The sequence below is a fragment of the Sphingomonas sp. NIC1 genome, from assembly GCF_001638925.1.
In the GTDB taxonomy this organism is placed as follows: Bacteria; Pseudomonadota; Alphaproteobacteria; order Sphingomonadales; family Sphingomonadaceae; genus Sphingomonas; species Sphingomonas aquatilis.
This window is the reverse complement of sequence record NZ_CP015521.1, coordinates 3,121,149-3,134,762: the sequence shown is the minus strand read 5'-3', so window position 1 is coordinate 3,134,762 and position 13,614 is coordinate 3,121,149. Positions and strand designations below refer to the sequence as shown.

Genomic DNA, 13,614 nt, shown 5'->3' with positions numbered 1-13,614 from the left:
CCCGGACTGGTTCCGGGATCCACTCTGCGGCGAGGGGGACGGCACGAGGCGCGAACACCGCCCTCGCGGCCCGGTGGACCCCGGAACCAGTCCGGAGTGACGACGGATATGAGGCAAGCGCGTACGATCCATCACGCGACTGTGGCCGCTGAAGGGACGAGCAACAACCCTAACGCCGCCGCCGAAGCGCCAAAGTGGGCACCGCATTGCTTTCCGCCAGCGCCGCACCGCGTCCAGACAGCGACGGATTGTTCATGAAATAGCGGTGCAGGTTGAACGGCTTGTCGCCGGGCTCGTCGCGCACGTAGCGGCCGTCCGCCTCCAGCTCCCAGCTCTGCTCGGTGTCGATCAGGTTGGCGACCATCACCTGGTCGAGCACCTGGTCATGCACCGTCGGGTTCTCGATGGGCAGCATATATTCGACGCGGCGGTCGAAGTTGCGCGGCATCCAATCGGCGGACGAGATGAACACATGCGCATTGTCGTTGGGCAGCGCCGCGCCGTTGCCGAAGCAGAAGATGCGGCTGTGCTCCAGGAAGCGGCCGATGATCGATTTCACGCGGATATTCTCCGACATGCCGGGCACGCCCGGCCGCAGGCAGCAGATGCCGCGGATGATCAGCTCCACCGCGACGCCCGCGCCGCTCGCCTCGTACAATTTGTCGATGATGATCGGGTCGACAAGGCTGTTCATCTTCGCCCAGACCGCGCCAGGCTTGCCGCTGCGGGCATTGGCGATCTCGACGTCGATCTGCTCCAGCAGCGTCTTGCGCAGGTCGCGTGGGCTGAGCGCCAGCTTGGTAATATCGGTCGGTTCGACATATCCCGTGACGTAATTGAACATCTGCGCCGCATCCCGCCCCATCCGCGCATCCGCAGTGAAGAAGCTGAGGTCGGTGTAGATGCGCGCCGTCACCGGGTGGTAATTGCCGGTGCCGAAGTGGCAATAGGTGCGGAATTGCCCGCCTTCGCGCCGCACCACCATCGACACCTTGGCGTGCGTCTTCCACTCCAGGAAGCCATAGACCACCTGCACGCCCGCCCGCTCCAGCGCGCTCGCCCATAGAATATTCTGCTCTTCATCGAACCGCGCGCGCAACTCGACGACCGCCGTCACCGATTTGCCCGCCTCCGCCGCGGCGATCAGCGCGTTGATCACCGCGGGCTGCTTGCCGGCACGATACAGCGTCTGCTTGATCGCGATGACGTCCGGGTCCGCCGCCGCCTGCTTCAGGAAGGCGAGCACCACGTCGAACGTCTCGTACGGGTGGTGGACGATGATGTCCTTCGCCCGGATCGCCGCGAAACAATCGCCGCCGAATTCGCGGATGCGCTCGGGAAAGCGCGGCACGAACGGCAGGAATTTGAGGTCGGGCCGATCCTCGTCGATCACCATGTCGAGGTCGCCGATGCCCAGGAGGTTGCCGCTTTCGGTGACGATCGCGTCCGCCCCGCCCAGTTCGTTGCGCAGCACGTCGGCCAGCGCATCGGGCATGCCCGTTTCCAGCTCCAGCCGGATCACGCGGCCGCGACGGCGGCGCTTGATCGCATTGGCAAAGTAGCGGACGAGATCCTCGGCCTCTTCGTCGATCTCGATATCGCTGTCACGCAGCACGCGGAACGCCGCAGCGCCGACCAGCGTGTATCCGGGGAACAGCACATAGGCGAAGCGCTTGAGCAGCGCCTCGATCGACACGTAGCGCGCGACCTCGCCCGGCAGGCGCACGAATCGCGGCGCGCTGGCGGGGATCATCACCAGCTCGCGCACCGGCTCGCCGTCCGAATCGCGGACGACGTCGAACATCACCGACAGCCCCTTGTTCGGGATGAACGGAAACGGGTGCGCCGGATCGAGCGCCTGGGGCGTCAGGATCGGAAAGATTTGCTCCCGGAAATGCTGCTCCAGCCACACCGCGGCCTCGGCATCCACCTCGTCGCGGCGCAACACATGGACACCCGCCTCGTCGAGCGCGGTGCGCAGGTCGCCCCACACCGCCTGCTGGCTCGCCATCAGCGAATCGGCCTCCGCGGTGATCGCGGCGAGCTGCTGCGCGGGCGTCAGGCCGTCGGTCGACCGGCGATCGACGTCCTTCAGCTGCTGCCCTTTGAGGCCAGCCACGCGCACCATGAAGAATTCATCGAGATTCGTGCCCGAGATCGACAGGAACCGCAGCCGCTCCAGCAACGGATGCGATCCGTTGCACGCCTCTTCCAGCACCCGCCGGTTGAACGCCAGCCACGACAGCTCGCGGTTGAAATAGCGATCGTTGACCTCGGGGACGAAGGGATCGTCGTCGGCGTCGGTCAGATGGGCGAGATGGGCTGGACGAGTCATGATCAGGACATAGGCAGCAACGGTTGCGGTTGCGTGACGATCCCTGCCGCGGTCAAAACTGTACGCGCCAGCGGGATCGACAACCGCTTGCGGCTTTCGAGCACCTCCTGATCCAGCGCATCGACGACGCGCTGGACGATGATATGGCTGCGCTCGATCCGCGTGCTGAGCCACGTGACGAGGTCCGGCCGCGCATCCAGGCCGCGGCGCTGGAACAGATGGTCGAGCAGCGCCGCGATCAGCTCGTCATCGGGCGGCTGGATCGCGGCATGCGGGCTGGCGGCAAGGCGCGATCGCAGGTCCGGCAGGCGCACCGCCCACAGCGGCGGCAAGGCGTCGGCGACGATCACCAGCGGACGCCTTTCGGCCTGCGCCTGGTTCCACGCGTGGAAGATTTGCGCCTCGGGCACGTTCTCCGCATCGTCGATGATCGTGCCGTTGCTCTTCGCAGCGAAGATTCGCGCGAGCAGGCTGCGGCCGGACTTGCGCGGGCCGGTCAGCACCGCCGCCATCACCGGCCACGTCGCCCAATGTTCCAGCGTCTGTGCGGCGCGGGCGTTGGAGGGCGTCACGAGAAAGGCGTCGTCGCGGGGGTCGGCGGGCCACCCCAACGGCAACGCGAGCTGGTTGGTCATCGCGTCAGCCTGCCGGGTTGGTGTCGGCCGGCAGGTTCGGCGGCAGCAACTGCGGCGCGCGGCGGATGCGCAGCGTCTGGCCGCTGCCCGTCACCTGCAAGCCGCGCACTTCCAGCGCCGCGCGCAACGCATCGGGATCGCCGTCATAGGTCACGCGCATCAGCGACACGCCACCCAGCGCCAGGCTGGTGGTGGAGGCGGAGCGGACGCCGGGGATGCCGCGGACAAGCCCTTCGGTATTCGCGACCGCGCTCGCGCTCGGCGTATCGAATTGGAGCGTGATCGCGATGCCCGCGCTCGCGGGCGCCGTATCGCCGACGATCTCGGCCAGCGTCTCGCCGCTCGTATCCTCGGTCGTCGGATCGACGACGGGTTCGGGCTCGGGCGGCGGCGACAGCGTGGGGTCGAGCCCCAGCGCGCCACTGCGCAGCGCCTGCTGGAACAGCCCATCCATCCGCGTCACGCCCGCATCGAGCAATTGCGGCAGGCCCGCCGCCGTCCCGACCCGCAACGTGAAGCTGCCGAGCAACTGATTGTCCGGTCCGTGCCGTGCCTGAAACACGCCGATAATCGGCCCGCCCGGATAGCTGCGATACAGGCGCACGACCGGGATCAGGATGTCGGACGCGCCATATTGGTCGATGATCGTCCGCCACCAGCCGCGCCCCGGCCGCCCGATCTGGCCCGCATTCAGCAGCAGCGAATCGGCACCCGTGCCCGATGGACGGACATAATCGATCGTGCTGTTGCCGGTGCGGAAGCGCGCCCAGGCCTCCTGCCAATCGTTGCGCTGTTCGAACACCGTTTCGACACCGCCCGATATCTGCAGCGGCACGAGCAGCATCGGGCGCGACCGGTCGGAATAGGCGCTGATGCCCAGGATCGACGCCGCCCGCCCTCGATCGAACAGCACGCCCAGCTTGGCGATATAGCGTGTCGGCCCCAGCTGCTCGTTCTCGACGACGATGCCCGACACGATCTGGTCGAGCGCATTGTCAGAAATCAGCGCGCCGTCGCCGCCCAGCCGGCGCGACAGCTGCACCCATGCCTTGCGCTGCGCCAGTCGCCAGCCTCCCAGCCGCGCGGCCTCCGCCGTCTTCGCCGCGACGTCGACCGTGACGCCGCTCACCTCGAAATCGCCCGAACTGTCGACCGGCGCTACCCCGCGCCCGCCCTCAATCTGCGCAAGCGCACCCGCGCCAAAGAGGAGCGCGGCACCGGCCAGCGACGAGAACAGGGTACGGACACGCATCGTGCCCGCCTTTTGGCGAAGCGCGGCCGGTAAGCCAAGCGGGATGTGACGGGGCGGCGCCGTGGGAGAGACGCAGAGGGGCGGCCGGGGCGTGGCTGCCAGCCTGCTTCTCGGCAAAACGATCGCGAAACGGGAATGACGCTCGCGAATTTTACGTTTCGAAGTCAGGCTTCAATGACCGCCGATCTTACACAGCGGCCAACGCTACGGCGTGACTATCTTCAAACAGCCGGAAGCGAACGATCTGACCGTCCTCGACCGTAAAGTCGAAGGCGAATTCCGTCTCTATGAGTTTCCCGGTATTCCTCACCCGCGAGGCCAGCTCACCAAGCACAACGACCCTGTTTTCGGTGGCCAGCATATCCGTAATCTCGAATTTCTCGGCTATAACCTGTTGACGAAGTTCACGATAAAAGTCCGTTACGCCCGCACGACCTTCCTTACGCCCGATCCACGGGACGACGTCGACGTCGCCCGCCACGTACCAATCGACATCCTCGCGGACCAATTCGGCAATATGCTCAGGAGGGTCACCGGATGCGTTCCGGCGGAAGAACTCCTCAACCGTCGCCTTAGCGGAGTTGGCCATAGCGTCCTCGTTGTGCTGCGTCGCATCGGAAAAGCTATGTTGGCGACCCGTCAGGGTCAACGGCCTGCACGGGTTTTGCAGTGCTCTCCGCTTGGGAACGGCGACGGACACCCGGTCGGGCGAATTATGTACACCCCCACTCTGCGCTGATCGGAAGCCCGGTGGCGCGTCTGAATGAACTTCAGCCGTCACGCCCCCCTGTCCTACACGCCGATCACTCCCTACATCCGCATCATGTGCTCAACCGGCGCCCACCTCCCCCATCGCGACGTTGGGGCAGGTGGGGTGGGCATTTCGAACGACACGTGTCGTCCACTTCGTCCACTTCCGCGCGCGAATTTCGGCGATCCGGGCCCATCTACCCCACCCGAATCACCTGCCCTCGCACCCGGCGCCGGTTCGGCATTGCCACCGCGCCGGACAGATCGTAGCAGGCTGGCCGGATGAGCACCGAGCCATCCTCCCCCGCCGACCAGTCCTACACCTATGCCGACGCCGGCGTATCGATCGCCGCGGGCAACGCGCTGGTCCGCGCGATCGGGCCGCTCGCCAAGGCGACGCGGCGGCCGGGTGCGGACGCCGACCTCGGCGGCTTCGGCGGCATGTTCGATCTGCGCGCGGCGGGCTTCACCGATCCGCTGCTGGTCGCGGCGAATGACGGCGTCGGCACCAAGCTGAAACTCGCGATCGAATGGGACCGGCATGAAGGCGTCGGCGTGGATCTCGTCGCGATGTGCGCCAACGACCTGATCGTACAGGGCGCCGAGCCTCTGTTCTTCCTCGATTATTACGCCACGGCGAAGCTCGACAACGGCATCGCCGAACGCGTCGTCGCCTCGATCGCGGAGGGCTGCCGCCAGGCCGGCTGCGCGCTGATCGGTGGCGAAACGGCTGAGATGCCCGGCATGTACGCCGAGGGCGATTACGATCTCGCCGGCTTCTGCGTCGGCGCGGTCGAGCGCGATGCCGTGCTGACCGGCCAGACGATCGCGGCGGGCGACGTCATCCTCGGCCTCGCCTCGTCGGGCGTGCATTCGAACGGCTTCTCGCTGGTCCGCCGCCTTGCTGCGGATCGTGGCTGGAAGCTTGATCGACCGGCGCTGTTCGACGCCGATCGGCTGCTGATCGACACGCTGATGGCGCCGACGCGCATCTATGTCGCATCGCTGCTGCCGCTGCTGCGGACACGCCAGATCAAGGGCCTCGCCCACATCACGGGTGGTGGCCTGCTCGAGAACATTCCCCGCGTCCTGCCCGACGGCACGCATGCCGTGGTCGACGCCGATGCCTGGGAGCAGCCTCGCCTCATGGCGTTCCTGCAGGCCCAAGGCGCAATCGAGCCCGAAGAAATGGCCCGCACCTTCAACTGCGGCATCGGCATGGCGGTGGTCGTCGCGGCGGATCAGGCGGAAGCGGTCGCCGCAGCGCTGACCGATGCCGGCGAAACCGTCCATACGATCGGCCGCATCGACGCCGGCCCGCGCGGTTGCACCGTGCGCGGCAGCACCGAGACCTGGAGCGCGCGCGCCGACTGGACCGCCACGCACACCCATGGCTGATCAGGCGATGAAGACCGTCGGCATCCTGATCTCGGGCCGCGGCTCGAACATGATGGCGCTGGTCGAATCGGGCGTGCCGGTCGGCCTCGTCGCATCCGACAAGCCCGATGCCGCGGGCCTCGCCTGGGCGCGCGAGCGGGGCCTGAAGACCTTCGCGCTGTCACCCAAGGGGATCGGCAAGGCGGCCTATGAGGCAGAGGTCGACGCCGCCCTGCGCGACGCGGACTGTGAGATCGTCGCACTCGCCGGCTATATGCGGCTGTTGTCGAACGAGTTCGTCGCGCGCTGGCGCGACCGCATCGTCAACATCCACCCTTCGCTGCTACCCAAGTACAAGGGCCTCGACACCCACGCGCGCGCGATCGACGCCGGCGATGCGGTGGCGGGCTGCTCGGTCCATATCGTCACCGAGGAACTGGACGCTGGCGCCCTGCTCGGCCAGGCCGAGGTGCCGATTTTTGCCGGCGATACACCTGATACGCTCGCCGCGCGCGTTCTGGTCGCCGAACATCGCCTGTATCCGCAGGTGCTCAAGGAGTTCGCCAGCCGATGACCCCCGAATTGACCGACGCGTCTACCCCGATCGACCGCGTCCGCGCGATCGCGCTGCTGCTGCCCGAGGCGGAAGAACGCGGCGAGGGCGGCCTCCCCGTCTTCGTCGTCGATGACGTCCCCTTCGCGCAGCTGACCGACGACGAGACGGTGTGTGTCCGAACCGCCGATGCCGAGGAACAGGCCGACGCGCTGGAAAGCGATCCCGACGCCTACGAACCCGCTGACGATCTCGGCCCCGAACCGTGGATCGGCATGACGCTGGGCGGCGACCCCGACTGGACGCTGATCGAGGATCGCATCGCGCACAGCTGGGAACTGGCGGCCCCCGAACGCCTGCTGGAGGCTGGCGGACGATGAGCGGCACCGGCGGCAGCAGCGAAACGCCCGATCAGGCGCAGACGCGCCGCCGCTGGATCACGCTGGCGGAGGTGGTCGCCGTCGCCGGCGTCATCATTGCCGCGCTGACGCTGTACAACAATTGGCAGGAACGCCGCGACGCCGCCGCCGACAAGGCGGTCGAAGCGGCTAGCGCGACGCGAGACAAGACCCGCTTCGTGCTGCGCGGCACACCGTCGAAGGACAAGAGCCAGATCGTCCTCGCCAAGACAGAGGCGCATCCGCTGGGTGACGTCCGCGTCACCTTCCCGACCGCGCTCGACGTCGGTCCGCAGGATGCCGTCGATCAGACGATCGAATCGCGCTGGTTCGAAAAGGCGCTGCGCAAGGCAACCGATGGCGGTCCCGACGCACAAAGCGGGCGGCTCCCCGTGCTGATCCGCTACACCTATTTCACCGACGATCAGCCGACGACGCGGCAGGCGGTCTACGATCTCGTGTGGGAAACGCATGGCCGCCCGCTGCGCGGCCGCGTGGTCGAACTGATCGATCTGCGCCTGCGCGAAACCGGCGGCAATCAGGCGCGGATCGACGCCTTATGGACGAAGGATCATCCCGCCACCTGAGGCGCCTCGACCGGCGCCGGTGCAGGCGTACCGAGCAGCCAGCGGAGGAACCGCGGCACGGCGCCATGCCGCCCTATCCAGTCGCTGTACGCGCGATACGTCGGGTCGAGCCCCAGATGCCGCTCTTCGGTCTTCGCCCGCCAATAATAGACGCCGCTCACCACGCCCATCAGCAGCGTCGCCCGACTCGCATCGACCAGCGACCCCGTCGTCAACAGCGGCAGCGTCGACAGCCACCAGAACGTGTTCTTCGACAGATAGGCCGGATGCCGTGACCAGCCATAAGGCCCGTGGGTCAGGATGCCGCGATGCGTGAGATTGGAAAAGCGCAGGCCGAATGCCACCGTCGCCCAAGCATAGACCGCGGTCAGGGCGACGAGGGCCGCCCCCCACAGCCACAGCAGCGCCGGGTGTCCGGCGAACCAGCTGCTCCACTCCTGCGTCCCCGGATGGTAATCCAGCGGCCCGCCGGTCTCCATCATGATGAACGGCGGATAGCAGATCAGCGCCGCGGTCCACGCCGCTGCAAATGGGTTGGCGCTGCGGATATGCGAATCGAGCGGCCGCAATGTCAGCATATAGCCGATGGTCGCGAAGCTGACGTCGATCACGAACATCAGCGCGATCAGCCAGCTCGCCAGCATCACCGGATCGCTCAGCCGCGTCAGATCGCTGCGGATGAAGCTGCCGTAATTGCCCGGCACAACTGCCAGCATGAAGGCCAGGAAGAACGCCTTCACTCCCCAGCTGCGCATATGCCCCCAGATCGCCTCGCGCTCGACGCCCGCCTGCCCGGTCAGCCACGCGCCGACATGCCAACTGCCGTCGCGCGGCTGCTCCAGATAGCGGTCCAGCCACAGGACATAGGGCACCGCCAGCAGCGCGACGATCGGCATGCCCCAGCTGAAGCACCACATGGCAAAGGCGAAATTCCCCTCCCAATAAAATCGCCCCATGCCATACATGATGCCGATCCCCGCCCAGGTCGCGAACAAGCCGGCAAGCTTGGTCAGGCTGATCTCCCGCGTCTCGACGAATGGCCGCGGACAGCCCCAGTCGATCCCCGTCGTCGCATGGCGATGCACCTTGTCGACGAGCAGCGACCACAGGATCATCGGCGCAGCGCAGGCGACCAGTGCGACCAAGGCCGCATAGGGTCCGTCCATGCCGATGCTGCCCGCGAAGACCAGCCACGCGCCCAACCCCGCAATGCCCGCCAGCCCCACGCCGTGGCTGACCGCCGACGGCGGGCAATGATCAGGCGAGGACGCGCAATTAGGTACAGGGTCGACAGACATGGCCCGCTTCTACCGTGCGAACGGTAATCAAGCCATGAACCACGCTGCCGCTTGCACCGCACGAAGGCCGACGATAGATAGGCCCCCGCGCGACGATCGCCGGGCCCCAAGCCCCGCTGCCAGCGTCATGCGGGTATAGCACAATGGTAGTGCAGCAGCCTTCCAAGCTGAATACACGGGTTCGATTCCCGTTACCCGCTCCATCCCTCCCCATGCGCCGCCCATCATGCCGGTTGCGCTCCGGCATGATGGGCGCGAGCCTTCGTCGTTCAGTCCTTTGCCGTTCCCGGCTCGGCCATGGCGCGGTGGCGTTCCGCGAGCACGGCGTTCGGTGTGACGTTCGCGACGGCGGACTGGATCTTGTTTTTCCAGCCCGACACGACCTGTGCCTTGCCGGCCATCAGCGCGTCCCAGCCATCGCGGGCGACGTCGGCGGGGTCGCTCTTCTTCGGATCGCTGCCGACCGACGTGTCCAGCATATCGCCACGCGCGAAGAACTCGGTGTCGACGGGGCCCGGCATCAGATTGGTGAGCGTGACGCCGTCCGCGTCCTTGATCTCGTTCTGGATCGCGGCAACGAAGCTGTCCACGAACGCTTTGGTGCCGTTGTACACCGCCTGGAACGCGCCGGGGATGTAGCCTGCGATCGAGCCGGTCACCAGCACCTTGCCCGCGTTACGGGCGACCATGTCGGCCAGCACCTTTTGCAACAGATAGCTTGTGCCGACGATGTTGGTGTCGACCACACGGCGCCAATCTTCGACACGCTGATCGAGGAAGGCGTGACCAAGTCCCCGGCCGGCATTGGCACACAGCAAGTCCACCGGCCGCCCCTCTGCGGCCGCGAGCAGTTCATCGACACCCTGCAGGGTCGACAGGTCGGCCTCGACGAAGCGTACCTCGGTGCCGAACTGGCGAAAGTCCTCCGCCGCCGCCTCGATCAACGGCTCGTCCGCGACGACCAGAATGTCGTAGCCGTTTTTGGCCGCCAACGTGGCGAGCTCGAAGCCGATGCCGGTCGAGGCGCCGGTAATGATCGCAAAGGGATGTGCCATGATGTCGCGTTCCTTATGAGGTTGCCGTCATGCCGGGCTTCAGCACGATCTTCGTCGTCTCGTTCTGCTGGTCCTTGAACATCTTGTAGCCCTTGGGCGCGTCCATCAGCGGCATGCGGTGCGAGATCAGAAATTCGGTGTCGATCTTGCCCTCCAGAATCGCGTTCAGGAGTGCGGGCATGTAATGCTGGACGTGGGTCTGGCCGGTCTTCAGCGTCAGCCCCTTTTCCATGAACGCGCCGAGCGGAAACTTGTCGACGAAGCCGCCGTACACCGCCGGCATCGACACGCGTCCGCCCTTCCGGCAGGCGATGATCGCCTGCCGGACCGAATGCGGTCTATCGGTGCCGAGGAAGGTGGACGCCTTGATCTGATCGATGACGTTGTCGACGAACATCCCGTGCGCCTCCAGCCCCACCGCGTCGATCACCGCATCGGGGCCGATGCCACCGGTCATCTCCATCAGCGCGTCATAGGTCGCACTGTCCTCGAAATTGATCGTCTCCGCGCCGAAGCGCTTGGCGAGGTCGAGGCGGCGGGGGAAATGATCGATGGCAATGACGCGCTCGGCCCCCATCAGGAACGCCGACTGGACGGCGAACAGCCCGACCGGGCCGCAGCCCCACACGGCAACCGTGTCGCCGGGTTCGATCTGGGCATATTCCGCAGCCTGCCAGCCGGTCGGCAGGATGTCGCTAAGGAACAACACCTTGTCGTCCTCCACCCCGTCCGGGATCACGATCGGTCCGACATCGCTGAACGGCACGCGGACATACTCGGCCTGGCCGCCCGCATAGCCGCCGGTCATGTGGCTGTAACCGAACAGCGCCGACATCTCATGCCCGTACAGCTCACGAGCAATATCCTGATTGTCGGCGGGCAGGCCGTTGGGACAGGCGGAATATTGGTGCTTGCCGCAGTGGAAGCAGCTGCCACAGGCGATGGTGAAGGGCACGACGACGCGCTGCCCCTTTTTCAGCGTCGACTTCGCGCCGATATCCACTACCTCGCCCATGAACTCATGGCCCAGGACATCGCCGGCCTTCATGGTCGGGATATAGCCGTCGTACAGGTGCAGATCCGATCCGCAGATTGCGGTGGAGGTTACCTTGATGATGCAATCGCGCGGGTTGACGATTTCGGGATCGTCGACCGTATCCATGCGGACGTCATGCTTGCCGTGCCATGCGAGCGCTTTCACAGCCCCATCTCCTCGAATTGCTTGAGCGTCATGGCCGGCGTGGCGATCTCGCCCGCCTCCATCAGCTGCTTGAAGCGCGCCAGGTCGCGACGCGCCTGGATGGCGGGTTCGCGCTGGAACATCTTGGCGATGACCTTGCCGATCACCCCGCCGGGCGGATCATAAGCGATCGTCGCGGTGACGACCGTCCCGCGCGGACCCGCATCGCGGAACGTGACCCGGCCCGAATTGGGCACGTCGGCACCGGGTTCGGACGACCAGGCGATCAGCCGATCCGGTTCTTCCTGCGTGATCCGCGCGTCCCACGACACCGTGGCGCCGGCGGGCGCCTTCACGGTCCAATGCGAGGTCTTATCGTCCGTCACCTCGATCGAGATGACATTTTCCATGAAGCTCGGCAGGTTCGCGAAGTCGCGGAAGTAGGCATAGACCTCGGCCACCGGCCGATTGATCGTCACGGCCGTTGCGATCGCGGACGAGCCCTTGGCATCGATCAGCGATTCGGTTGCAGCATCGGCGGCATCGCCATGTTTCGACGTCGTCGGTGGCGCGTCGTCGCGTGGATAGGTCATCCTCAGCTCCCTCGAGAAGAGGGGCACCAACCCGACGTAGCAACCAGCGTTCCAGTCGTTACGCCCGTAGATTCAACTAGATAAGTCTCTTTCCGTCGTGCGCCGCATGCACGCGGCGCATCAACGGGCGGACGACGTCTCTGTGATGGTGAGGAGCGATCCGGCGGTGGGGATCGGCCTTCCCTGCGTCGGGAAGGATGGTGGACAGGGCTGGATTCGAACCAGCGTACGCTTGCACGGGCAGATTTACAGTCTGCTGCCTTTAACCACTCGGCCACCTGTCCAGATGGGAGCTTCGCCGAAGCGAGGCGGCCTATTGGCGTGGGGCGACGCGCCTGTCAACGCCGCTTTGCCCACAAAACTGTGCATAAGCTGCACAGCTTGCGTGCTCCGCCGTCGCGGCCTAGCAGGCCGGCGATGACTTACGCCCCCTTCCCCTCCGTGTCCGGCGGCCTGCGCTGATGGCGCGCCGCGGCCATCGCCCGTCGACGGGCACCGCCAATCGCCCCAAATTCTGGGGTCGCCACCCGGTGACGGCGGCGCTCGCCAACCCCAACCGCACCGTGCGCAAGATCTGGGGCACGCGCGAGGCGCTGTCGTCGCTCGATCTGCCGCCCGCAATGCCGGTCGTCTATGCCGACGCCGCGGACCTCGGCCGGCTGGTGCCATCGGACGCGCCGCACCAGGGCCTCGTCGCCGAGGTCGAGCCGCTCGAGGAGATGTGGCTGGCCGACCTGCTGATGGAGGGCAAGGACGACAACCGCCCGCTGATCGTGCTCGACCAGGTGACCGACCCGCACAATGTCGGCGCGATCCTGCGCTCGGCAGCGGCGTTCGACGCGCTGGGCATCGTGACGCAGGACCGGCACGCCCCGCCCGAAAGCGGCACGGTCGCGCGCTCGGCCTCGGGTGCGCTGGAAACGGTGCCGTGGTGCCGCGTCGTCAATCTGGCGCGCGCGTTGGAAGAGATCGCCGAAGCCGGCTTCTGGCGCATCGGCCTGACCGGCCACGCCGATCAGACGCTCGCCGAGGCGATGGGGACGGAACGCATCTGCATCGTACTCGGCGCCGAAGGCGAAGGCATGCGCCAGAATACCGAGGCGCATTGCGACGAACTCGCCAAGCTGCCGATCAGCGACAAGGTGGAAAGCCTGAACGTCTCGAATGCCGCGGCGATCGCACTGTATGCGGTAGCGGCACGATAAGGCCATGTGAACGTCGTCATCCCCGCGTAGGCGGGAATGACGACGTCGGGCTGCCGGTCCCCTCAATCCTCGCCGGCGATCGTGACCTTCAGGCCGTCGAGCGCATCGGTGAACGGCAGCTGGCACGACAGGCGCGAGGTGGCGTTGCGCTCGTCGCTCGAATCGAGCAGGTCGTCCTCGTCCGGGCTCATCGCGGGCAACTGATCGGCGAAGGCCGGGTCGACATGGACGTGGCAGGTCGCGCAGCTGCAGCAGCCGCCGCACAGCGCCAGCAGTTCGTCGATGCCGGCGTCGCGGATGACTTCCATCACCGACAAACCGGCCTCGCCGTTGATTTCGCGTTCTTCCCCCTCGCGCGTGACGACGATAAGCTTGGGCATGATAATCTCCCCTAGA

14 protein-coding genes and 2 tRNA genes are annotated in these 13,614 nt (G+C 66.3%); 6 read left to right on the top strand and 10 right to left on the bottom strand.

Features of this window, described 5'->3' with window-relative positions; all coding sequences use genetic code 11:
- Positions 1-169: 169 nt before the first annotated feature.
- The 4 genes from A7E77_RS14735 to A7E77_RS14720 form a co-directional block, all read right to left on the bottom strand.
- The gene (locus tag A7E77_RS14735; RefSeq protein WP_017978761.1) at positions 170-2,335 is read right to left on the bottom strand and encodes an RNA degradosome polyphosphate kinase; all 2,166 of its coding nucleotides are present in this window, start codon (positions 2,333-2,335) and stop codon (positions 170-172) included.
- A 2-nt stretch (positions 2,336-2,337) separates the two neighbouring features.
- On the bottom strand, positions 2,338-2,970 hold the full coding sequence (locus A7E77_RS14730; RefSeq protein ID WP_063689128.1) for an HdaA/DnaA family protein: 633 nt from the start codon (positions 2,968-2,970) through the stop codon (positions 2,338-2,340).
- Positions 2,971-2,974: 4 nt separating this feature from the next.
- Complete coding sequence (locus A7E77_RS14725) at positions 2,975-4,222, bottom strand: hypothetical protein (RefSeq protein ID WP_063689126.1); 1,248 nt, start codon at positions 4,220-4,222, stop codon at positions 2,975-2,977.
- 187 nt (positions 4,223-4,409) lie between these two features.
- Positions 4,410-4,811 carry a nuclear transport factor 2 family protein gene (locus A7E77_RS14720; protein WP_063689123.1) on the bottom strand — a complete coding sequence of 134 codons (402 nt, stop codon included), beginning with the start codon at positions 4,809-4,811 and terminating at the stop codon, positions 4,410-4,412.
- Between the two features lie 443 nt (positions 4,812-5,254).
- On the opposite strand from A7E77_RS14720, the gene purM reads away from it, so the two are divergent.
- From purM to A7E77_RS14700, 4 genes are read left to right on the top strand one after another with little or no spacing between them, the layout of a single operon-like run.
- Positions 5,255-6,370, top strand: coding sequence for a phosphoribosylformylglycinamidine cyclo-ligase (gene purM, locus A7E77_RS14715; RefSeq protein WP_063689121.1), 1,116 nt, complete (start codon positions 5,255-5,257; stop codon positions 6,368-6,370).
- Positions 6,371-6,377: 7 nt separating this feature from the next.
- Complete coding sequence (gene purN, locus A7E77_RS14710; RefSeq protein WP_063689118.1) at positions 6,378-6,923, top strand: phosphoribosylglycinamide formyltransferase; 546 nt, start codon at positions 6,378-6,380, stop codon at positions 6,921-6,923.
- Positions 6,920-7,282 (top strand): MmcQ/YjbR family DNA-binding protein, encoded by a 363-nt coding sequence (locus A7E77_RS14705; RefSeq protein ID WP_063689116.1) that lies wholly within the window; start codon positions 6,920-6,922, stop codon positions 7,280-7,282. Before purN ends, A7E77_RS14705 begins: the two co-directional genes overlap by 4 nt.
- Positions 7,279-7,887: a hypothetical protein gene (locus A7E77_RS14700; RefSeq protein ID WP_063689113.1), complete on the top strand. Its 609-nt coding sequence runs from the start codon at positions 7,279-7,281 to the stop codon at positions 7,885-7,887. Before A7E77_RS14705 ends, A7E77_RS14700 begins: the two co-directional genes overlap by 4 nt.
- Here the strand turns inward: A7E77_RS14700 and A7E77_RS14695 are convergent.
- On the bottom strand, positions 7,872-9,185 hold the full coding sequence (locus A7E77_RS14695) for a methyltransferase family protein (protein WP_226341770.1): 1,314 nt from the start codon (positions 9,183-9,185) through the stop codon (positions 7,872-7,874). The genes A7E77_RS14700 and A7E77_RS14695 overlap by 16 nt on opposite strands.
- A 129-nt stretch (positions 9,186-9,314) precedes the next feature.
- Here A7E77_RS14695 and A7E77_RS14690 point away from each other — a divergent pair.
- Positions 9,315-9,388, top strand: a tRNA-Gly gene (locus tag A7E77_RS14690).
- A gap of 66 nt (positions 9,389-9,454) precedes the next feature.
- Here A7E77_RS14690 and A7E77_RS14685 read toward each other — a convergent pair.
- The 4 genes from A7E77_RS14685 to A7E77_RS14670 all read right to left on the bottom strand — a co-directional run bounded on the left by A7E77_RS14685 (position 9,455) and on the right by A7E77_RS14670 (position 12,297).
- Positions 9,455-10,240, bottom strand: coding sequence for an SDR family NAD(P)-dependent oxidoreductase (locus A7E77_RS14685; RefSeq protein WP_063689111.1), 786 nt, complete (start codon positions 10,238-10,240; stop codon positions 9,455-9,457).
- A gap of 13 nt (positions 10,241-10,253) precedes the next feature.
- Positions 10,254-11,441, bottom strand: a complete 1,188-nt coding sequence (locus A7E77_RS14680; protein WP_063689109.1) for a zinc-dependent alcohol dehydrogenase — start codon at positions 11,439-11,441, stop codon at positions 10,254-10,256.
- Complete coding sequence (locus A7E77_RS14675) at positions 11,438-12,013, bottom strand: SRPBCC family protein (RefSeq protein ID WP_063689106.1); 576 nt, start codon at positions 12,011-12,013, stop codon at positions 11,438-11,440. The genes A7E77_RS14680 and A7E77_RS14675 overlap by 4 nt, the downstream gene beginning before the upstream one ends.
- 198 nt (positions 12,014-12,211) lie before the next feature.
- Positions 12,212-12,297: transfer RNA gene (locus A7E77_RS14670), tRNA-Tyr, on the bottom strand.
- 177 nt (positions 12,298-12,474) lie between these two features.
- On the opposite strand from A7E77_RS14670, the gene rlmB reads away from it, so the two are divergent.
- Positions 12,475-13,218 carry a 23S rRNA (guanosine(2251)-2'-O)-methyltransferase RlmB gene (gene rlmB / locus A7E77_RS14665; protein WP_063689103.1) on the top strand — a complete coding sequence of 248 codons (744 nt, stop codon included), beginning with the start codon at positions 12,475-12,477 and terminating at the stop codon, positions 13,216-13,218.
- A gap of 62 nt (positions 13,219-13,280) precedes the next feature.
- On the opposite strand, the gene A7E77_RS14660 is transcribed toward rlmB, so the two are convergent.
- A complete protein-coding gene (locus A7E77_RS14660) occupies positions 13,281-13,598 on the bottom strand; it encodes a 2Fe-2S iron-sulfur cluster-binding protein (RefSeq protein WP_043059391.1) in 318 nt (105 codons plus the stop codon).
- Between the last annotated feature and the right edge of the window lie 16 nt (positions 13,599-13,614).